Raw genomic sequence first — 20,054 nt, 5'->3', positions numbered from 1 at the left:
AAGCTCGGTGAAATATTCCTCCGGCTTGCGCCAATTGTACGGCCCGCTGTTCTGCAACGAGATGCGATTGGACGAGGCCATATAGAGCCGTGTGCCGTCCTCCTGCTCGGTCAGCTTCTCGATGCCTTCGTTCAGGATCGGCTGCGGCACGCCCTCGTTGCGCGGCACCCACACCACGATCGAGGGATGGTTGCGATAGCGCCGGATCACGTCCTTCACGTTGGCGAGGAACAAGGGCACGTCCTGCGCCTCGATATTGTAATCCTGGGTCGACTCCCAGAAATCGTTGAACACCATCAGCCCATATTCGTCGGCGAGCGCGTAGAAGTTCTCGCCCGTATCCTGGCCCATCCAGTTGCGGACGATGTTGAGGTGCGCGTCGCGGTGGAGCTTGAAATAAGGCTCCTGCCGGTCGCGGCCGACGCGCTTCATGAAATCGTCCATGCCGATGCTGCCGCCGCGTGCGGCGATGCGCACCCCGTTCACGCGCAGGACGAGGAAGGGCGACAATCCTTCATCACCCGCGATCGGCGTGACGGCGGGCGAGCTCTCCGCGCCTGCGGCGAAGCTGTAGGCCCAGCCGCGCGGCACCTGGCGGATCGCCTCGTGGCGGTGATCGACGATCTGCTGGTGCAGCTCGCGCGCCTCGGTCGGATCGATCAACACGCGCTTGAGCGCGCCGTCATGATCCATCAGCGACAATTCGTAGGTTACTTCGCGCATGCCGAAGCGCACGTCCTTCGCGTCGGACGCACCGGCGCTCAGGTGGAGCATGTGGAGATTGGGTTCGCCGTAATTGTTCGGCCACCAGAGCTTCGGATTGTGCACGGCCAGTTGCGGGAAGTCGGCGGGCGTCAGCCGCACCACCGTCTCGCCGGGCGCGATCGTCACCGATTTGGCGACGCTGACATCGTCGAATGCGGCGTGCAGTTCGGTCGCGATCGGGTGGTCGCTCAAATTCTTGAGCGGCACTTCGATCGTCAGGTCGGCGATGCTGTTGTCGGGCTTGGGCAAGGCTGTGATGACCTGCGCATCGCCGATCTGGATGTCGCCGGTCGCGGTCAGATCGACGCCCTGCCACAGGCCGGTATTGCGGTCGCGCACGGTCGGGATCCAGTCCCAGCCCTCGGTCGCCTCGAAGGTCGGCCCGTCGAGCATCATCATGCCGCCATTCTCGCCGACGCCCGAGGTCAGCGATTCCTCCGACGTAACGCCGGGGTGGGGCGGGGGTGACACGCGCACCGCGATCGCGTTGCGCTGGCCGGGGGTCAGCAGGCCGGTCACGTCGAACCTGCCGCGAATGAAGGCACCCTTCATCGCCCCGACGCGCGTGCCGTTGACCCAGATTTCGGCGGTGTAATTGGCGCCGTTGAAGGTCAGCGCGAGATGCTTGCCCGCCGTATCCGCGGGCACCTCGATCTCGCTGCGATACCAATAATCCTGGCGCGCGAGCGTTTCGGGAATGGCGAGATTGTTCAGGCCGTAAGCGGGATCGGGATAGACGCCGCGATCGACCAGGGTGGTGAGCGCGGTGCCCGGCACCGTCGCGGCATACCAGGTGCCGGTGCCGTAACCGGGCTTTGAGATCGCCGCGCCATCGGCCGCCTGCAATTTCGATCCTTCGGCCATGTGCCAGCCCGCGACCGTCCACAGGCCTGGCGCGCGCAAGGCGAGGGCAGGGCCCTTCGGTTCGGGCTTGGCGACCGGTTTCTGGAAAGGCGCGTTGCTCTTCGGCAAAGTCCAGGCGGGTTGCGGCGTCACCTGGCCCTGCATCTGGCGCACCTGCACCGGCCATGTCGGGCTGGAGAGGGTGAAGACGGTGCGCGCGGGATCGGGCGCCTGCGCCGCCTGCTTCTGGATATCGGCGGTGGACAGCGCGCCCGGTGCATAGCCGAAGCCCGCGACCCGTCCGCCGAAGCCGTCGCCGCCCAGCCGCGCCTCGGCCGCGACCTGCGCCGCGTTTGCGGGGCCGCTCGCGACCTCATGGCCGTCGACATAGAGATGCGCGACGCCCTTGTCGGTAACGGCGGCAAGATGGCTCCACCCCCTGTCCGACAGGCGCGCATTGCCTTTGACGATCCCGGCCGGCGTCACCAGAGCAGGCGCGCCGTCTATCAAGGCCAGGAACAAGCCGGAGCCCGGCGCACCCACGCCCGCGACCGCGACCGTACCATGTGGTACCAGCCGCGGTTCGACCCACGCCTGCAACGTCCAGCTCTGGGTAGCGGGTAAAATCGCACCCGGTGCGCCCAGCGGTGCGACATAGGCCTCGCCGCCGGCGGCAACCTCGGTGTTGAACGGACCGATCGCGACCGGCGAGGCGGCCAGCGCCAGAGCGGAAGTCGATGCCCCCAGCAGAAAAGCTGCCACGCGCGCAAAGCCTGTCATCGGTCCCTCTCCCAGGCGGCGCCCCGGCTGCATGGCCGCGCGCTCATGCCACTTCAAAGCATGCCGACCTCACAATACCAAATGATTTTCCTTATCATCCCACCCAGTGGCGTTTGTGTTTCAGGCTCGCTATCTCGTCGTGATGCTGTCGCAAAAGGCCCGATACGCGCTGCGTGCTTTACTGCACCTCGTCGAACATGGCGCATCGCGCACGATCCAGGTCGGCGAGATGGCCGAGATGCAACATATCCCGCGCAAATATCTCGAATTCATCATGGTCGATCTCAAGAAGGCCGGGCTGGTCACCAGCCGGCGCGGGCCCGGCGGCGGCTATGTGCTGGCCAAATCGCCGACCGAGATCAGCTTCGTCGAGGTGATCCGCGCGATCGACGGGCCGATCGCGTTGGTCCCGTGCGCGAGCGAGAATTTCTACCAGCGCTGCGACGACTGCCATGACGAGGCGACCTGCGCGATCCGGCGCGTGCTGCTCCAGGTGCGCAGCAGCGCGGTCGCTATCCTGGAAAATACATCGCTTGCCGATGCGGCGGGAGCCGAATTGGCGGTCGAGGCGTTGTCGCACGCCTGATCTTGATGCCGCGGGTTTGCGCGTCAGCGTGTGCTGAGCGCAAGGGCCTGGAATCGGGGAGGAAGTCGGGCCGGCTTTTGGGGTGACAAGAAAAGCTACACCGGCGGAACGGTATAACCCAATTGTCGACTAGGAATTAGTGTAATAGGCGTCCTCTCCAGAATACAGGGAGGTTCTATGCACCGTCGGGGTTTTCTTCTCGCTGCTGTGGCTCTTGCCAGCAGCCTTGCACCGATTGCGGCCCAGGCGGCTGCGCCGGTCGAATTGCTCAATGTCAGCTACGATCCGACGCGTGAGCTCTATCGTGACATCGACGCCGCCTTCGCCGCTCAGTGGAAGGCGAAGACCGGCCAGGACGTCGTGATCAAGCAAAGCCATGGCGGATCGGGTGCGCAGTCGCGCGCGGTGATCGACGGCCTTCAGGCGGATGTGGTCACGCTCGCTTTGGCGGCGGACATCGATGCTATCGCCGACAAGGCCAAGGCGCTTCCCGCCAATTGGCAGACGCGCCTTCCGCTCAATTCGACGCCTTATTATTCGACGATCGTCTTTCTTGTCCGCAAGGGTAATCCCAAGGGAATTCATGACTGGCCCGATCTGATCAAGCCGGGCGTGGCAGTGATCACCCCCAACCCGAAGACGTCGGGTGGCGCGCGCTGGAATTATCTCGCGGCCTGGGGCTACGCGCAGAAAGCGACCGGCTCGGTTGCGGGCGCGCGCGACTATCTGACCAAGTTATTCCGCAACGTGCCCGTGCTCGACAGCGGCGCGCGCGGCGCCACCACCACCTTCGTCCAGCGCGGCCAGGGCGACGTCCTGCTCGCGTGGGAGAATGAGGCCTATCTGGCGACCAACCAGCTCGGCAAGGGCAAGTTCGAAATCGTCTATCCGTCGATCTCGATCCTCGCCGAGCCGCCGGTCGCGGTGGTCGACAAGGTGGTCGATCGCAAGAACACCCGGGCGGTCGCCGAGGCCTATCTCAAGTTCCTCTACACGCCCGAGGGACAGAAGATCATCGGCAAGGACTATTACCGTCCGCGTGATCCGGCCGTGGCCGCTGAGTTCAAGAGCCAGTTCCCGAGCCTGCCGCTACTGACAATCGACAAGAATTTCGGCGGCTGGAAGCGTGTTCAGGCAGCGCATTTCAACGATGGCGGCGTGTTCGACCAGGTGTTCGAAGACGCCAAGAAGTGACCGAGCCGGCGGGCCTCGGGAGGGCCCGCCGCTCCTGACGACAAGGGGAAAATATTATGATCCGCCAGATTTTGCTGGCTAGCGCCTCCGCGCTTGCCTTCGCCGCGCCGCTGAGTGCGCAAACCGCGCCTGCATATCAGGGCTCGGGTCTCGATACGACCGTGCCCGCCGACACGGTTGCGCCCGCGCCGGTCCCCAAGACCGGCGACGCGGTGCTCGACCGCCTCAACGAGCTCGAGGCCAAGGTCAACGCGCTCGAGGCGCGCAACAAGCAGCTGGAATCCGAAGCCGCCGAGACGCAGACCCGCGTCCAGAAGGTCGAGGTGCGCGCCGCCAAGGAGGTTCAGGCCGGTCCGGCGCCGACCTTCAGCGACGTGAACGGCAGCTTCACCTTCCACCCGCGCGGCACCTTCCAGCTGGATTATGCCGCCTATCATCAGCGTGCGGGCGGATATGATTTCAATAACGGCACCGATATCCGCCGCGGCCGCTTCGGCTTCGACGGCACCGCCTGGACGGTATGGCGCTATCGCATCGAGGCCGAGTTCGTGAAGAACACGGTCAACCTGCTCGACGCCTATGTCCAATATGCCGGCTTCAAGAATATCCTGCTCACGGTTGGTCAGCAGAAGGCGCCTTATGGTCTCGAAGCCAATGGCACCGATGCGCTGGCGACCTTCCTCGAACGCGGCATGGCCAATGCCGCCTTCGGCGCGGTCGGTGCGGAGCGCCGCGTCGGCGCGACGATCGCGATCACCCCCACGCCGCAGATCATCGCCACGGTCGGCATCTTCGGCGCGGGCGAGGGCGTGCAGCGCAACGCGACCACGCCGGACGAGACCTATGGCGTCAACGGCCGCGTGACGTTCGAGCCGATCAACGATGTCGGTCGCCTCGTCCATGTCGGCGCTTCGGCCTATCATGTCAGCCAGATTGCCGGAAAGGCCATCTCGATTGGTGACCGGCCGGATACGCGCGTCGACAACGGCCAGATCGAAACCGTTGCGCTCGCACCGATCACCACCGGCGCAATTGCCAACCAGACGCGCGGCGTACAGGGCGCGACCTATTGGGGCACGGAAGCCGCGTTCGTGTACGATCGCTTCTCGCTCCAGGGCGAATATAACCATCTGCATGTCAATCGGTACGGCTTCGTCGCCGATCCGAATTTCGACGGCTATTACGCCTTCGGCACGGTGTTCCTCACCGGCGAAAGCCGCAGCTTCAAGGGTGGCGTGGTCGATCGCGTGAAGCCGTTCAACGACTTCAACCCGGCCGCCGGCCATTGGGGCGCGTTCGAGCTGGCGGTGCGTTACGATCGGCTCAACCTGACCGATCATTCCTTTTCGCCGCTCGATCGCGTGGCGGACAGCTGGACCGGCGGGCTCAACTGGTATCTGAACCCGAACACGCGTTTCATCGTGAACTATATCCGCTTCAAGGGGACGAACTCGCCATTGGTTGTTGCGCCCGTCTCGCTTAATGGCACCACTGCGAAGGGTGACGCCTACGCGACGAGGCTGCAATTCGACTTCTAGGTTACGGATCCTATGGCGACAGTATCACTGCCACTGTCGCGAACCGGCCGGGGGAGGCGCAAATCGCCTCTCCCCGGCCTTTCGCTTACGCTTGGCATCACCATCACCTGGCTGACCATCCTGCTGCTGTTGCCGCTGGTCGCCCTGTTCCTGAAGTCGGTCACGCTGGGGCCGACCCATTTTGTCGACGCGGCCTTCTCGCGCCGCGCGATCGCGTCCTATGAATTGAGCTTCGGCGCGGCGCTCGCCGCGGCGGCGGTCAATGCGGTCTTCGGTCTGCTCGTCGCGTGGGTGCTGGTGCGCTACCGCTTTCCCGGGCGCCGGCTGCTGAGCGCGCTGGTCGATCTGCCGTTCGCCTTGCCGACCGCGGTTGCCGGCATCGCGCTCACCGCCGTCTATGCCAATACTGGCTGGGTCGGAAAGCCGGCGTCGGCCTTCGGGCTCGCGCTCGCCTACAATCCGGTCGGCGTCGTGATCGCGCTCACCTTCATCGGCCTGCCGTTCGTGGTGCGCACGGTCGAGCCGGTGCTGACCGATCTCGGCAAGGGGATAGAGGAGGCGGCGGCGACCTTGGGGGCAGGGCGCTGGACGATCTTCCGCCGCGTCGTGCTGCCCGAAATCCTGCCCGCGCTCATCACCGGCTTCGCGCTCGCCTTCGCGCGCGGCGTCGGCGAATATGGCTCGGTGATCTTCATCGCGGGCAACATGCCGTTCAAGTCGGAGATCGCGCCTTTGCTGATCGTCACCAAGCTCGAGGAATATGATTATGCCGGCGCGACCGCGATCGCGACCGTGCTGCTGTTGTCGAGCCTCGCTTTGCTGCTGTTGATCAACGCCTATCAGGGCCGCGAATTGCGCAGGCGTTCGGCATGAGCGCCAAGAACAAGGCGACGAGCGAAGGCCTCGTCACGCGCACTCTGCTGATCCTGGCGGCGGTCGCCTACATCGCGCTGATCCTGCTCTTGCCGCTGGCGTCGGTGTTCAGCGAGGCGTTCGCCCACGGTCTCGCCGCGTTCAAGGCCGCAATCGTCGATCCAGACGCGCTCGCCGCGATCAAGCTGACGCTGACCGTCGCCGCGATCTCGGTGCCGATCAACATGGTGTGCGGGGTCGCCGCCGCCTGGGCGATCACCAAGCATGATTTCCGCGGCAAGGATTTCCTGATCAGCCTGATTGACGTGCCGTTCTCGATCTCGCCGGTGGTCGCGGGCCTGATGTATCTGTTGCTGTTCGGCGCGCAGGGCTGGTTCGGCGACTGGCTGACGGAGCACAACATCCAGATTGCCTTCGCCAAGCCCGGCATCGTGCTCGCGACTTTGATTGTGACCCTGCCGTTTGTCGCGCGCGAATTGATCCCGCTGATGCAGGCGCAGGGCCGCGAGGAAGAGGAAGCCGCGCTCACGCTTGGCGCCCCCGGCTGGCGGATCTTCCTGTGGGTGACCCTGCCCAATATCCGCTGGGGCCTGCTCTATGGCGTGCTGCTTACCAATGCGCGCGCGATGGGCGAATTCGGCGCGGTCTCGGTCATTTCCGGCCATATCCGCGGCGAGACCGATACGATGCCGCTGCAAGTCGAAGTTCTCTACAACGAATATAATTTCGCTGCGGCTTTCTCGGTCGCGTCGCTACTGGCCGGGCTCGCGCTCGTCACGCTGGCGGTGAAGAGCTTCCTCGAATGGCGCCATAGCGACCAGCTTGCCGCTTCAGGAAATTGAATGACGATTACGGTACGCAACATCGTCAAGGGCTTCGGCAATTACCCGGCCCTCAAGGACGTCTCGCTCGATATCGAGGACGGAGCCTTCGTCGCTTTGCTGGGCCCCTCGGGTTCGGGCAAGACGACCTTGCTGCGCATCATCGCCGGCCTCGAGACCGCCGAAGGCGGCCAGATCCTGTTCGGCGGCGAGGACGTGACCGATCGCGCGCCGCAGGATCGCGGCATCGGCTTCGTCTTCCAGAATTACGCGCTCTTCCGGCACATGACGGTCGCGCACAATATCGCCTTCGGGCTTGACGTGATGAAGCGCAGCCAGCGCCCCGAAAAGGCCGCGATCAAGGCGCGGGTCGAGGAGTTGCTCGAACTGGTGCAATTGCCGGGCTACGGCGATCGCTATCCGGCCCAATTGTCGGGCGGCCAGCGCCAGCGCGTCGCACTCGCCCGTGCGCTTGCCCGCGAACCCAGCATCCTGCTGCTAGACGAACCGTTTGGGGCGCTCGACGCCAAGGTCCGCCGCGAATTGCGCGGCGCACTGCGCGAGATCCACGATCGTGTCGGACTGACCTCGCTCTTCGTCACGCACGATTATGAGGAAGCCTTCGCGCTCGCCGACAAGGTGGCGATCCTGGGGAGCGGCCGGATCGAGCAATATGGCACGCCCGAAGCCGTGCAGAAGAAGCCAGCGAACGATTACGTCCGCGAATTTTTGAGCTAAAAGCTGTCTCCCACGGGGAGAGGGCAATGATCGAAACGCAGCTCAGGGGTCAGTTTCCGTCCGATTTCCGGGCGAGCGAGCGTATCAATCTGTCGGAACTGATGCGCAACGCAACCGGGCGCGCGCCGCAGAATCCGCCGACGCGGATTCTCGACGCGCGCGCCTTGCAGGCGGAGGCGACATCGGAAGCCGATTTCCTGGCGGAGCACGGCTTCGTCCTGCTCGACTCGCCGACGCGGGTGACCGACTGGGGCAATGCCGATCAGGTCGCGCAACATTATATGCCCGAGGTGGAGGCGATGATCCGCGAATGCCTTTATCCCGGCCGCAAATTGATCGTCCAGCAGCCGCCCAATGTGATGCGGCGCGGGGCGGGCACGAGCACGCCGCAATACGGTCTTGGCGTGCATTCCGATCATGGCACTACCGCCGACGATTTCCAGCGCAACGTCGAAGCTTTCACCACACCAGACATCGGCGCGAAATGGCGCGCCTGGTTCGAACGAGACGAGGTGGAAGGCTTCGTCTCGCTCGATTTCTGGCGCACTACCGGTATGGACGGCCCGCTCAAGCATATGCCGCTGGCCCTGTGCGATCCGACCAGCGTGGACGGGGCCGATATCATTCCCACCGCACTCGAAGGCATCGCGCCGGGCGGTGCGGCCACGCATCATGTCAGCCTCGCCCACAATCCGGGCCAGCGCTGGTATTATTATCCCGACATGGAAGCGCACGAGGTGCTGGTGTTCAAGCTGTTCCAGCTGATGCGGAACGAGGAACCGCAGCCCTACCGTGCCTGCTTCCACAGCGCGGTCGAGGATCCCGCCGCGCCCGCCGACGCGCAGCCGCGCCAGAGTTGCGAGCATCGCGTGTCGGTCATGCTTCTGCGCGACTGAGGCTGAGTTATCGTATCTGCAGGTTGCGACGCAGCTTGATATCGGCCGAGGACGAACCGATCCGCACTTCCACCGGCTCAGCCTCCACCGTTAGCGCCCTGCCATTCCAGTAAGCCAAGGTCGCCGCCTTGAGCGGAATCTTGACCGTCTTGGTTTCGCCGGGGGCGAGGTGGACTCGCTGGAAGCCCGCCAGCTGCTGCATCGGCCGCGCGACCTTCGATCCCAGATGATGGACGTAGAGCTGCGGCACCGCGTCGCCGCCGGCCTTGCCCGTATTGGTCACGTCCACGCTCACCGTTGCCACGCCATTCTTCGCCAGCACCGGCTTGTCGGTGCGGAGATTGGCGTAGCGGAAGCTGGTGTAGGAAAGGCCGTAGCCGAACGGGTAAAGCGGCTCGCCCTTGGCATACATGTAGGTGCGGCCGTGGCGGATGTCGTAATCCAGCATCGGCGGCAGCTGGTCGATCGACGTTGGCCAGGTCGCCACCGTATGCCCGCCCGGATTGTAGGCACCGAAGATCACGTCCGCGAGCGCCGAACCCTCATCCTGCGAGGCGTGCGTCATGTGCAGGATCGCGGGCACATTCGCCTGCGCCCAGTTGATCGCGAAGGGGAAGCTCGAGACCAGAACCATCACCGTGCGCGGGTTGGCGGCGAGCACCTTCCGGACCAGTTCCTCCTGCGCGAGGTTGATCGTCGCGCGGTCGCGGCCCTCGCGCCCGTCGCCCGGATCGGCGCAGGGCTTGGTGCCGTTGTCGTTCCAATCGTGCGCCATGTTCGGTCCGCAGGTCGGGTCGTTGCCGACCACCACGATCGCGACGTCGGAAGCCTTCGCCGCTGCCACCGCTGCGCCGTCCGTATCGTCTTGCGCGAAATTGACCTTCACTTGCGCGCCGACCGCGGCCTTGATGCCGTCGAGCGGGGTGGTCGCATGTGGCGGGAAGCCGCCATACCAGTCCCAATGCACGCCGTCCGCGAGCGGGCCGATCACCGCGACCGAATGGAGCGAGGATTTGGCGATCGGCAGCGCGCCGGACGAATTCTTGAGCAGCACGATCGATTCCAGCGCCATCGTCTTTGCGATCGCCTGGTGCTTCGCGCCTTCCCACGGCGGCGTCCCGCCATGGATTTTGGAGAAAGGCACGCGCTCGGGCGGATCGATCAGGCCGAGCCGGATCGTGGTGCGGAACTTGCGCGCCAGCCCTACGTCTAGGTCGGCCTCGCTGATCTGACCCGCCTTCAACGCGGCGTGCAGCTCGTCCTTGTAGACATCGAGATATTGGTTGATCCCGGCCTTCAGCGCCGCGACCGCCGCCGCTTGCTGGTCGGGCGAGGTTTTGTGATCCTTGACCAGGGTCTTGATCGCGCCGCCGTCGCTCGACACCACTTCGGCATGCCATTGGTCGATCACGACCGATTTCAGCACCGGGTTCACCGCCATCGGCACGCCGTTCCAGCTATTGTAGGACGCCATCAGCGCGCGTGCGCCCGCATCCTGGAAGGCCATGCGGAAGGGCAGCGCATAATATTCCCAGAATAACCGGTCGTCGAAGTCGCTGCTGGTGCGCGTGCGATTGTCCTCGTTCGAATTGGCGAGGAAATGCTTGAGCAAAGGCGCGGCCTGCCAATATTTCGGATCGTCGCCCTCAAGACCCTTGGCGAAGGCGGTCGCCATCGTGCCGGCGAGGAATGGATCCTCGCTATAGACTTCCTCGCTCCGCCCCCAGCGCGGATCGCGCGCGAGATCCGCCTGCGGGCCCCATGCCATCAGGATCGGATGCTTGCCGTCGCCCGATTGCGTGATCCAGCGCGCCTCATAGCCCTCGACCCCGCCCGCCGCGCGGACGAGCGCCGGGTCCCAGCTTTCGCCCATGCCCGGCGGCTGCGGGAACTGGGTGGTGTGCGTGGTCGGCCAGCCGCGCTCGGGGTTTCCGCGCTGCTGCAGGCCATGGATACCCTCGGTCGATCCGAAGCTCGGCACGCCGAGCCGCGCCACGCCCGAATTGGTGCTGAGCGCGTCGATCTTCTCGTCGACGTTCATCAGCGAGATCAGGTTGGCGATCCTTTTATCCGCCGGCAGATCGGGGTTCTGGAAGGGATGATCGTAATGCGCGGGGGCAGCCGCCCCCAACAGCAACGCCGCCACACAGATTGCCAGCCGTTTTTCGCGCATCGTACCCCTCCTTATCGTCCCGCTCGGGCGGGTGCTTTCGGCCGGCTTATAGCAAAGGGTAAAACTCACAAAGTAAGACCAAAGGCGCTTGTCGTTGGCACCGCCCGAGGCGGGGACGTCCTGCCTATTTAGGCAATCCACCCCGCCGCCCGCCGCATGATAGGGCGCAGTCCTTCTTGTTTTGGGGGATTTGGGGATGAAGCAGTTTTTCCTGGGCGCGATGTTCGCGTTCGTGCTGGCCGCGCCGGTTGCCGCGCAGAATCTGGTAACCAACGACGGGTTCGAAGACGGCCTCAATGGCTGGACGCAGGTCGGCAACTTTGGCACCGGCTACAATTATGTCACCTGCCCGGGCGATTGCGCCATGCAGGAAGGCAATTTCCAGGAACAGGGCCTAGCGGGCATATCGCAGCAGCTCGCGACCACCGCCGGCGACTATTATCAGATTTCGCTCGACTGGATGGCGACCGGCGTCAATGACACCAGCGGCCTTCAATTCGACATTTTTTGGAATGGTGGGTTGGTCGGTCAAATTTTGGGCGACAACTACATCGGTGTCTACACGCCGCTAAGCTACACCGTTGCCGGGATCGGCAACGATCTCCTGACGATCGAGGGGTTCAGTTCGTCCGGCTATAATCGGTTCGACCATGTGTCAGTGGTCCATACCGACGCGCCGCCGCCAAACGCGGCTGTTCCCGAACCCGCCAGCTGGGCTCTGATGCTAGGTGGCTTCGCTTTGGTCGGCGGCGTGCTCCGCACCCGTCGCCGCAGCGTGGCTTTCATTTGAGCTAGCGGCGCAAGAACTCGGTCAGCGACGTTTCGGAAATACCTTCGAAGCTGCCGAGCTTGCAGGCCGAAGCCTCGTCGCTGCTGTCGCTGGATGAGAACAGGCCTTTCTGCCTGAGCCAGACGAGATCGCCGGCGCAGAGCAGATCGTCGTCCTTCGGCCGTATCGCGAGCTCGGACAGGCCGTTGATGCCGACCAGTCCTTCACACGGCGCGGGCAAGGTGTTGCGATAGGCCTGGGCGCCCTTGGCGTGGAAGATCAGGCTGGTCTCGCTCTCCGCCGTCTCGGCCCGGATCCCATGGCGCGGAATGCAGTCTTTCGCGTGGCTGCCAAAAATGCCGGCGCTGGCGGGGGACGAAAAAGTCGCCGCCAGCAGCAAGAGCGAGAAAGATCGTGACGTCATCACAGCGCGCCTTCCGTGCTTGATCCTGTCCGAGCGCTACCGCGCCTTTGTTGCGAAGCAAAGATCGGCGGCGTCAGACCGCGATCAGCCGTTCCGCAGGCGCATTGATCTGCTCGATCAACGCGCGGTGGGTCGGCAGATCGGCCGTCGCGCGATCGCCGAACGTGCGGATCTTCTGGAACAGCTTCTCTGCCGCGCGCACGTTGGGGAAATCGGCGCGGCCGGCCGAGAGATCGGTTTTGTAGTCCATCCCGTAGAGGATGTACTGATAGTTGAAGAAGGCGAAGCTCTCGAGATCGAGGATGAAATCGTAGCGGTTGGGCGGCCGGTAGCGCCATTGCTCGAGCAGTTCCTTGAGCCGGTCGGGGATCGAGTCCGGATCGACATTGTCGCGCCAGAACGGCTCCTCGCGCCGGCTCAGGCAGTAATGCAGTTTCAAGAAATTGATGATGTTGTCGAAGCGCGCCGTCATCAGCGCGTTGAACCGCTTGGCTGGCGCGTCGACCGGGCCGTTATGCGGGAACAGCTCCGCGATCATGCTCACCGCGGCCTCGATCAGCACGACGCCGGTCGATTCGAGCGGTTCGAGGAAGCCCGCCGACAGGCCGACCGCGACGCAGTTTCCGATCCATTGCTTCTCGCGATAGCCGGGCTCGAAGTGGATCGTGCGCGGCGCGGTTTCGTCGATGCGCGGGCCGACATAGGACCGCAATATCTCGGCGGCGGCCTCGTCGCTCATATGCGCGCTCGAATAGACCGTGCCGATCCCGCGCGCGCCGGCCAGGCCGATATCCCACGTCCAGCCGGCTTCGTGCGCGGCGGCGATGGTGAAGCTCGCGAGCGGTGCGTCGGGCCGGTCGTAGGGCAGCTTGCACGCCAGAGCGCGGTCGGTGAACAGATAACGCTTCGACGATTTGAACGCCGATCCCAGCGCCCGCCCGATCAGCTCGGCGCGGAAGCCCGAGCAATCGATGAACAGATCGGCCCTGAGCGCGCCATTCTCATGCGTGACGATATGGTCGATGCCGCCTTGATCGAGCGTCACGTCGACCAGCATGTCGCGGATATGGCGCACGCCCAATTCCTGCGCGCGATCCGCCAGCACCTGGCCGAGCAGGCCCGCATCGAAATGGTAGGCGTAATTGAGCGGACCGGTGAACTCGCCCTCGCCGGGGCGTTTGGGGCCGCGCTGCGCTTCGGCGACGCGGTTCTGGATCGTCACCGCCTCGGCGAAGGGTGGGCGCGTCTTCTCGTCCTGCAGCAGCCAATAGGGCACCAGGCTCGCTTCTTCGGTATAGAAGGGGGCCTCGAATGGATGGAAATAATGGCCGTGCGCACCGCCCCCGGGCGTCTCCAGCCAGTCGTTGAAGCGGATGCCCTGCTTGAACGTCGCGCTTGTGCCGCGGATGAACTGCGTTTCGTCGATGCCGAGGAATTTCAGAGTGGTGCGCATCGTTGGGAAGGCGCCTTCGCCGACGCCGATCGTGCCGATGTCCGGCGATTCCAGCAAAGTAATCTCAAGATACGGATGATCCGCGAGATCGAGGAACTTGGCGAGATAGGCGGCGGTCAGCCAGCCGGCCGTGCCGCCGCCGACGATCAGGATACGACGCTTGGCGTGCATTATCGTCAGGCCCTCACGAACAGGTTCTTGAGCCAGACCGGCCCGGTGCGCGCGGCCTGACGCCAGTCGGCATCGTCCTCATCCTCCGGCGTATAGCCCCACGGGTTGAACAGCTTGACCCGTCCGCCCCTGAAGGCAGCGGTCTGGCGGGTGACCAGGGTCAGACCATGCTCGATCGCGGTCGCGGCGAGCAGGGCGTCGCGCGTGTCGGCGATCGGCAGTTGCGCGCGCCGTCGCACCACGGCGGCATCGACCGACAGAATCCGGCCGTCGAAGGCGGGCATCACCTGATCGGCGATCCACCCGCGCAGCGCCGCGCCGCCGGCCTTGTCCTGCCGTTCAGTGCGCGCCGCGCCATTTTCCAGTTCGAGCAGCGACAAAGCCGACAGGAACAGATTCTGGCGCGATATGCCTGTCGCCCAGGTGGCGAGCCCCGCATCGGTGCGCCCGGCCTTGGCCTTGCGCAATTCCAGCACGACGGGGGTGTCGAGCAGAAACATCAGCCGAACGCCGCCTGCCGGTCCCACGTCTCGTTGGAACGGACCGGTTCGGCTTCCACCGTGTCTGTCATCGCGAGCAGATCGACCACGCTCTCGGTCTGGCCGGTCAGATGACGGAAATTCTCGATGCTCATCAGCACGTGGGTCGGCTTGCCGCGATCGGTGATGAACACCGGCTCGATTCGCGCCGCGCGCTTCGCATGGCTCACATCCTGGTTGAAATCGCGGCTGCTGACGACCTTCATGACGCCCTCAATTCGAACCTACATACCTACAAAATAGGCGATATGGATGTAGGTACATTACTACCTTGTAGCATCGCTGCAACAGAAATGATCGAACCGGACGGAATCCTGGTGTCCGATCTCATTTTCTCATTGCGCGACAGGGGCGGCAGCGCTCCTTTTGGCGAATAAATAATAAGCTGAGCGGGGAGTGGATCGGTGCAACAAGGTGTGATGGACAGTTTCTGGACGACGGTGGGCGGCATATTGTCGCCGCACGGTCCGGCGGTGCCGGCAGCAGCAGCGGTGGCGAAAAGCTACGCGCCCGGCGATTTCAGCATTCATTTCTTCCTGCAGCTGGCGGTGATCATCTTCACCTGCCGCGTGGTCGGATGGCTCGGCAAGAAGTTCCTCGCGCAACCGCAGGTCGTCGGCGAGATGATCGCGGGCGTGATCCTCGGGCCGTCGCTGATCGGGCTGCTCTGGCCGGATGCGCAGCTCGCGCTCTTTCCCAAGGAAACCAAGACCGTCCTCTATGTCGGCGCGCAGTTTGGCGTCGGCCTTTACATGTTCCTGGTCGGCACCACGCTCAACCTCGACCATTTCAAATCCAAGGCGAAGAGCGCGTTCGGCGTGTCGTTGGCGGGCATCCTGGTTCCGTTCGCGCTCGCCATATTGATCACGCCGTTCCTGCTGACCGTGCCGGGCCTGTTCACGGCCGGCATCAGCCGCGCCAACGCGACCCTGTTCATGGGCGCCTGCATCGCGCTGACCGCCTTCCCGATGCTGGCGCGGATCATCAACGAGCGCGGGCTCAACAACAGCTCGCTCGGTACGCTGTCGCTGACGGCGGGGGCGTTCGACGACGCCGCATCCTGGTGCGTGCTCGCGATCGTGCTGGCGACCTTCGGAGGTGGCCCGGGCATGGCCGTGCTCGCGATCGGCGGCGCGGTCGTCTATTTCGTCTTCCTGGCCTTCTTCGGCAAACGCCTGCTCGCGCCTTTGGGTCGCGCAGTCGAAGCGCGCGGCGAGATGAGCATGACCGTGCTCGCGATCACGATGGGACTGTTCTGCCTGTCGGCCTTCTTCATGGACGCGATCGGCATCCACGCCATCTTCGGCGGCTTCATCCTAGGCGTGTTCATGCCGCGCGGCCTGTTCACGACCGAGCTCAAGAAGAAGGTCGAGCCGGTGGCGGTGATCCTGCTGCTGCCGATGTTCTTCACTTACTCGGGCCTCAACACCCGGATGGACATGGTGAACTCGCCGGCTCTGCTGCTGATCGCGCTCGGCATCCTTGCCGCCTCGATCCTCGCCAAGTTCGGCGCCTGCTATGTCGCCGCCCGCATCTCGGGCGAGGATAATCGCACCGCATTGGGCATCGGCGCGCTGATGAACTCGCGCGGGCTGATGGAGCTGATCATCATCAATATCGGCCTGCAGAAGGGCATTATCGGCCCGACGCTCTTCTCGATGCTGGTGCTGATGGCGATCGTCACGACGATGATGGCGAGCCCGCTGTTCGAGCTCGTCTACGGCCGCAAGGCGCGGGCCAGCGGCGAGCTCGACGCCATTCCAAGCGACATGGCCACCCAGGGCGCCTGAACCCTCTCCCTAGGCTCGGGCTACGGCCCGGCCGCCCCGTCCCTTCACCAGCAACCGAAGGGACGGGGCTTTTTTTAAGGGTATTCTCATGAAATCGCTGCCCATATTGGCGGCGGTGCTGCTCGGCAGCGCCGCGTCGGCCGACGATATCGCCTTCAAGCCTTTGCTCGACACGCGGCTGCGTTACGAGACTGTCGATCAGGACGGGATCGCCAGGAAGGCCGATGCGCTCACCTTGCGCGTCCGGCCCGGCGTTCAGGCTTCGGACGGTGCCTGGTCGGTGCTGGTCGAGGGCGAGGGCACGCTCGCCATCGTCAACGATTATAACGACGGCACCAACGGTAAGACCCAGTATCCGGCCGTGATCGACCCGCGCAACGCGGAGCTCAATCGCGCGCAGATCCGCTACGCCACCAAGGACTTCGCGGTGACGGCGGGGCGGCAATTGCTCGAGTTGGCCGACCAGCGTTTCGTCGGTTCGTCCAACTGGCGCCAGAACCAGCAGACCTTCGATGCGGTCCGCGTCCAGTGGGGGCAGGGTGCTAAGACAGGTGGGGGCTTCAGCGCGGATTTGAGCTATTCGTGGAGCGACCGCACCGTGAACGGCACGCACGGCACCGGCGCGCGCCAGCAGGCGATCAGCGGCGACAATGTGTTCGCGTTGCTCAATTACGGCACCAGCGTCGGCACGCTGACCGGCTTTGCCTATCTGGTCGATCAGGACGAGAAACCGGTCCAGAATTTCGGGCTGTCGAGCCAGACCTATGGCGTGCGCTTCGCCGGCGGCCGGCCGATCAGCAAGGACGTGAAGCTCGGCTATGTCGCGAGCTGGGCCAACCAGAGCGACTATCATCGCAATCCCAACCACTATTCCGCCGATTACTGGCTGGCCGAGGCGACGCTGACCGCAAAGGCGCTGACCGCGACCGGCGGCTATGAGGTGCTGGGCGCGGACAAGGGCGCGGCACTGACCAGCGTGCAAACGCCGCTCGCTTCCTACTTCAAATGGAACGGCTGGGACGCCAAGTTCGGGACGACGCCACCCAACGGCCTGCGCGATCTTTATGGGACGCTCGGCTACGGCTGGAAGAAGGTCGGGCCGGCGGACGCGATCAATCTGTCGGCGACCTATCATCGCTTCGACAGCGATCGGCTCAGCCAGCATTATGGCAACGAATGGGACCTGCTTGCGACCGCCAAGAGCGGGCATACGCTCTTTTCGGTCCGCTATGCGCGCTACCGGGCGGACACGTTCATGACCGACACCAGCAAGTTCTGGCTGCAGGTGGATTGGATATTGTGACGGCGCTGCCGGGTTGATTTCGGGGCGTGACAGGCGGACAATAGCCGCATGACCAACATAGCCTTTCTCCGCTTCGCCCCGCTCGCTTTGATCGCGGTCGCTACTGTCGCATCGGCGCAATATACCTCCGTTCAGCCTGGGCAGCCGATCAATCCCACGATCGCGCCCGGACCGGTGGGCGTGCCGGGCGGGCGAGACGGCACAATCACCGGTTCGAGCCTGGGCGACGCCAACTTGCCGAACGATCGCGACCGTCCGGGTGCGGCGACGGGGGGCAAGGATGCGGCCCATCCCGCCAAGGTGACAGAACTGCAGATCGGCGCGCCGATCACGGACAATAAGGGGGTCGACATCGGCTACATCAAGTCGATCGATCCCAACGGCGTGGTCGTCGCGACCCTCGCGGGCCCGGTCAGGGTGCCTGCCGAAGCGATCGGCAAGAACAAGAAGGGGCTGCTGATCGGGATGAGCAAGGCCGATTTCGACAAATTGGTGGCGGGCGCTTCGGGCGGCTGAGGGCCGCCGCTTAGCGGCCCTTCCAATCGAGCGACTTGTCGAGCGTCGCCACCACCGTCGGGTGGTAGTTGGCCCGCGCGGTGGCGTAGATGCGCTTCGCGATCGGCGTGCCCCAATCGCCCTCGGCCTTGAGCGCGCGGTAGACCGGGAAGATGAGAAGACCGCGGCCGATGCGGGGCAGGAATTCCTCCATCGAGGCGACTGCAGGATCGTAACGGTTCTGCGCGGCGAGGACGAGCCAGGCGGAGCGGATATAGGGGTTGGGCGAGGCGGACAGGCCAAGGCCCTTGTCGAGTTCGGCCAACCGTTCGGGCGTCTGCTTGCGGGGCAGGCCGTTGAGGAAACGCAGCCATTCCTGGGTCGACCAATGCGAGGCATCGACCGAGGCTATGGGCAAGCCAGCATTCACGCGTTCGAGCGTTTCGTCGATCTTGGTGAGCGTCGCCGAGCGGACGTGGATGGCGTTGTTGGGTAGGCCGGGCTGATAGACCCATTGGTCGAGATTGAGCTTGTCCTCGAGCGCCTTGTCGCCCTTGATCAGGTTGGCGCGGATGTCGGCGAGGAAGCCCGCCGTAGTTTGCGGCTGGAAGGCGTGGCGGTTGAAGTAGGAGGTGAGGTACGCATCCCAGCGCGGACGGCCGACCGCGACCTCGATCGTGCGCAGGAAGGTCGAGCCCTTGTTATAATCGAGCTCGCCATAGACGCCTTCGGGCTCGCCGTGGAGACGGGTCGCGTCGGGCGAGGGGGCGTCCTTGAGGTCGCGCTGGAGATTGTCCCACGACAGATCAGCGAGCGTGGCGCCGCGCGACTGGCCGTAGACCGCCTCGTCGATGCGGTTCTCGAAATAGGTGGTGAAGCCCTCGTTGAGCCAGGAGTCCGACCAGGTCGCGTTGGTGACGAGATTGCCCGACCAGCTGTGTGCGAGCTCGTGCGCGATCACGTCGACGTTGCTCTTGTCGCCGGTGATGATCGTCGGGGTGGCGAAGGTGAGGGTCGGGTTCTCCATCCCGCCGAACGGGAAGGAGGGCGGCAATACGAGGATGTCGTAGCGGCCCCAGCGATAGGGTCCGTAAAGCCTCTCGGCGGTGTCGACCATGCGCTCGGTATCGGACAATTCGCGCGCGGCGCGGTCGAGCATCGAGGGTTCGGTATAGACGCCGGTGCGCGGGCCCAACGGTCGGAAGGCGAGATCGCCGACCGCGAGCGCGATCAGGTAGGGCGGGACATTATGGTCCATGCGGAAGCGGTAGCTGTGCCAGCCTTTTGCGGCGGGCTGGCCCTTGGGTGTGAGGCGCTCGGCGCTCATCACCGCCATCAGGTCTGCGGGCACGGTGATCTTCGCGGCCCAGCTCTGGCGGATGCCGGGGCTGTCCTGGGTCGGGATCCAGCTGCGGTTGTTGATCGATTCGCCCTGGCTGTAGAGATAGGGCTCCTTCTTGCCCGCGGTCAGCGCGGGCGGCAGCCAGCCGAGCGCGCTTGCATCGGGGCTCGAGCGATAGGTGACGACGATCCGCCGCGCGGCGCCGATCTGCACGGTCAGCGGCGCACCCCTGTAATCGTCATAGGCGCCGACCGTATATTTGAGGGGGTGGCCGGCGGCGTCGGTGATCTTGGCGATGACGAGATGGTTGTCGTCGAGGACGATCTCCTTCGCGTCCGGCCTGGCGAGGATATCGAGCGTCGCGGTGCCGCGCATGATGTGGGTCGTGAAATCGGCGGTGAGATCGAGATCGACATGGGTGACGCGCGCGATCTGCGGCTTCGCATAGGAGAGCGCGTCATGCGCTTCGGGCGTGGTCAGGATCGGCGAGGGGGCGTCGGGACGGGCGAAGGCGGGAGCGGCGATCAGGCTTGTGGTGAGGGCAGCGGCAAGCAGGTGCAT

At 64.5% G+C, this 20,054-nt stretch carries 18 protein-coding genes; 11 read left to right on the top strand and 7 right to left on the bottom strand.

Features of this window, described 5'->3' with window-relative positions; all coding sequences use genetic code 11:
• On the bottom strand, window positions 1–2,388 hold a 2,388-nt coding region (locus tag VK533_RS14120), incomplete at its 3' end, for a glycosyl hydrolase 2 galactose-binding domain-containing protein (RefSeq protein WP_324378735.1).
• Window positions 2,389–2,503: 115 nt separating this feature from the next.
• Here VK533_RS14120 and VK533_RS14115 point away from each other — a divergent pair.
• The 7 genes from VK533_RS14115 to VK533_RS14085 all read left to right on the top strand — a co-directional run bounded on the left by VK533_RS14115 (window position 2,504) and on the right by VK533_RS14085 (window position 9,034).
• Window positions 2,504–2,974: an Rrf2 family transcriptional regulator gene (locus tag VK533_RS14115; protein WP_324378733.1), complete on the top strand. Its 471-nt coding sequence runs from the start codon at window positions 2,504–2,506 to the stop codon at window positions 2,972–2,974.
• Window positions 2,975–3,151: 177 nt separating this feature from the next.
• A complete protein-coding gene (locus tag VK533_RS14110) occupies window positions 3,152–4,168 on the top strand; it encodes a sulfate ABC transporter substrate-binding protein (RefSeq protein WP_324378731.1) in 1,017 nt (338 codons plus the stop codon).
• Between the two features lie 56 nt (window positions 4,169–4,224).
• Window positions 4,225–5,706, top strand: a complete 1,482-nt coding sequence (locus VK533_RS14105; RefSeq protein ID WP_324378729.1) for a porin — start codon at window positions 4,225–4,227, stop codon at window positions 5,704–5,706.
• Window positions 5,707–5,718: 12 nt separating this feature from the next.
• The gene (cysT, locus tag VK533_RS14100; RefSeq protein ID WP_324378727.1) at window positions 5,719–6,579 is read left to right on the top strand and encodes a sulfate ABC transporter permease subunit CysT; all 861 of its coding nucleotides are present in this window, start codon (window positions 5,719–5,721) and stop codon (window positions 6,577–6,579) included.
• Window positions 6,558–7,421, top strand: a complete 864-nt coding sequence (cysW, locus tag VK533_RS14095; RefSeq protein WP_414712314.1) for a sulfate ABC transporter permease subunit CysW — start codon at window positions 6,558–6,560, stop codon at window positions 7,419–7,421. Before cysT ends, cysW begins: the two co-directional genes overlap by 22 nt.
• Window positions 7,422–8,138, top strand: coding sequence for a sulfate/molybdate ABC transporter ATP-binding protein (locus tag VK533_RS14090; protein ID WP_414712313.1), 717 nt, complete (start codon window positions 7,422–7,424; stop codon window positions 8,136–8,138).
• Window positions 8,139–8,164: 26 nt separating this feature from the next.
• Window positions 8,165–9,034, top strand: coding sequence for a CmcJ/NvfI family oxidoreductase (locus VK533_RS14085; protein ID WP_324378723.1), 870 nt, complete (start codon window positions 8,165–8,167; stop codon window positions 9,032–9,034).
• Window positions 9,035–9,041: 7 nt separating this feature from the next.
• On the opposite strand, the gene VK533_RS14080 is transcribed toward VK533_RS14085, so the two are convergent.
• Window positions 9,042–11,207 (bottom strand): glycoside hydrolase family 3 C-terminal domain-containing protein, encoded by a 2,166-nt coding sequence (locus tag VK533_RS14080; protein WP_324378721.1) that lies wholly within the window; start codon window positions 11,205–11,207, stop codon window positions 9,042–9,044.
• Between the two features lie 196 nt (window positions 11,208–11,403).
• Between VK533_RS14080 and VK533_RS14075 the strand changes: the two genes are divergently transcribed.
• Window positions 11,404–11,997, top strand: coding sequence for a PEPxxWA-CTERM sorting domain-containing protein (locus VK533_RS14075; RefSeq protein ID WP_324378719.1), 594 nt, complete (start codon window positions 11,404–11,406; stop codon window positions 11,995–11,997).
• 1 nt (window position 11,998) lies between these two features.
• Here VK533_RS14075 and VK533_RS14070 read toward each other — a convergent pair whose 3' ends face one another.
• From VK533_RS14070 to VK533_RS14055, 4 genes are all read right to left on the bottom strand, one after another.
• Entirely contained in the window at window positions 11,999–12,400 is a 402-nt protein-coding gene (locus tag VK533_RS14070) for a hypothetical protein (RefSeq protein ID WP_324378717.1), read from the bottom strand.
• Window positions 12,401–12,473: 73 nt separating this feature from the next.
• On the bottom strand, window positions 12,474–14,024 hold the full coding sequence (locus tag VK533_RS14065; RefSeq protein WP_324378715.1) for a tryptophan halogenase family protein: 1,551 nt from the start codon (window positions 14,022–14,024) through the stop codon (window positions 12,474–12,476).
• A 5-nt stretch (window positions 14,025–14,029) separates the two neighbouring features.
• Window positions 14,030–14,524: a PIN domain-containing protein gene (locus VK533_RS14060; RefSeq protein WP_324378713.1), complete on the bottom strand. Its 495-nt coding sequence runs from the start codon at window positions 14,522–14,524 to the stop codon at window positions 14,030–14,032.
• On the bottom strand, window positions 14,524–14,769 hold the full coding sequence (locus VK533_RS14055) for a type II toxin-antitoxin system Phd/YefM family antitoxin (RefSeq protein WP_324378711.1): 246 nt from the start codon (window positions 14,767–14,769) through the stop codon (window positions 14,524–14,526). Before VK533_RS14055 ends, VK533_RS14060 begins: the two co-directional genes overlap by 1 nt.
• Before the next feature lie 213 nt (window positions 14,770–14,982).
• Between VK533_RS14055 and VK533_RS14050 the strand changes: the two genes are divergently transcribed.
• The 3 genes from VK533_RS14050 (at window position 14,983) to VK533_RS14040 (ending at window position 18,172) form a co-directional block, all read left to right on the top strand.
• Window positions 14,983–16,353, top strand: coding sequence for a cation:proton antiporter (locus tag VK533_RS14050; RefSeq protein ID WP_324378737.1), 1,371 nt, complete (start codon window positions 14,983–14,985; stop codon window positions 16,351–16,353).
• A gap of 88 nt (window positions 16,354–16,441) precedes the next feature.
• Window positions 16,442–17,656, top strand: a complete 1,215-nt coding sequence (locus VK533_RS14045) for an alginate export family protein (protein ID WP_324378709.1) — start codon at window positions 16,442–16,444, stop codon at window positions 17,654–17,656.
• A 48-nt stretch (window positions 17,657–17,704) separates the two neighbouring features.
• Window positions 17,705–18,172 carry a hypothetical protein gene (locus tag VK533_RS14040; RefSeq protein ID WP_324378707.1) on the top strand — a complete coding sequence of 156 codons (468 nt, stop codon included), beginning with the start codon at window positions 17,705–17,707 and terminating at the stop codon, window positions 18,170–18,172.
• Between the two features lie 10 nt (window positions 18,173–18,182).
• Here the strand turns inward: VK533_RS14040 and VK533_RS14035 are convergent, their stop codons facing one another.
• Window positions 18,183–20,054: a M1 family metallopeptidase gene (locus tag VK533_RS14035; RefSeq protein ID WP_324378705.1), complete on the bottom strand. Its 1,872-nt coding sequence runs from the start codon at window positions 20,052–20,054 to the stop codon at window positions 18,183–18,185.

The organism is Sphingomonas sp. (assembly GCF_035317925.1).
In the GTDB taxonomy this organism is placed as follows: domain Bacteria; phylum Pseudomonadota; class Alphaproteobacteria; order Sphingomonadales; family Sphingomonadaceae; genus Sphingomonas_I.
This window is presented reverse-complemented; position numbering and strand designations above follow the sequence as displayed.

Coding starts and splice junctions, on each gene's coding strand:
- VK533_RS14050 (WP_324378737.1), top strand. CDS start 14,983: ATGGACAGTTTCTGGACGACGGTGGGCGGCATATTGTCGCCGCACGGT.
- cysT (WP_324378727.1), top strand. CDS start 5,719: ATGGCGACAGTATCACTGCCACTGTCGCGAACCGGCCGGGGGAGGCGC.
- VK533_RS14090 (WP_414712313.1), top strand. CDS start 7,422: ATGACGATTACGGTACGCAACATCGTCAAGGGCTTCGGCAATTACCCG.
- VK533_RS14080 (WP_324378721.1), bottom strand. CDS start 11,207: ATGCGCGAAAAACGGCTGGCAATCTGTGTGGCGGCGTTGCTGTTGGGG.
- VK533_RS14075 (WP_324378719.1), top strand. CDS start 11,404: ATGAAGCAGTTTTTCCTGGGCGCGATGTTCGCGTTCGTGCTGGCCGCG.
- VK533_RS14060 (WP_324378713.1), bottom strand. CDS start 14,524: ATGTTTCTGCTCGACACCCCCGTCGTGCTGGAATTGCGCAAGGCCAAG.
- VK533_RS14070 (WP_324378717.1), bottom strand. CDS start 12,400: ATGACGTCACGATCTTTCTCGCTCTTGCTGCTGGCGGCGACTTTTTCG.
- VK533_RS14045 (WP_324378709.1), top strand. CDS start 16,442: ATGAAATCGCTGCCCATATTGGCGGCGGTGCTGCTCGGCAGCGCCGCG.
- VK533_RS14055 (WP_324378711.1), bottom strand. CDS start 14,769: ATGAAGGTCGTCAGCAGCCGCGATTTCAACCAGGATGTGAGCCATGCG.
- VK533_RS14035 (WP_324378705.1), bottom strand. CDS start 20,054: ATGCACCTGCTTGCCGCTGCCCTCACCACAAGCCTGATCGCCGCTCCC.
- VK533_RS14085 (WP_324378723.1), top strand. CDS start 8,165: ATGATCGAAACGCAGCTCAGGGGTCAGTTTCCGTCCGATTTCCGGGCG.
- VK533_RS14040 (WP_324378707.1), top strand. CDS start 17,705: ATGACCAACATAGCCTTTCTCCGCTTCGCCCCGCTCGCTTTGATCGCG.
- VK533_RS14105 (WP_324378729.1), top strand. CDS start 4,225: ATGATCCGCCAGATTTTGCTGGCTAGCGCCTCCGCGCTTGCCTTCGCC.
- VK533_RS14110 (WP_324378731.1), top strand. CDS start 3,152: ATGCACCGTCGGGGTTTTCTTCTCGCTGCTGTGGCTCTTGCCAGCAGC.
- VK533_RS14065 (WP_324378715.1), bottom strand. CDS start 14,024: ATGCACGCCAAGCGTCGTATCCTGATCGTCGGCGGCGGCACGGCCGGC.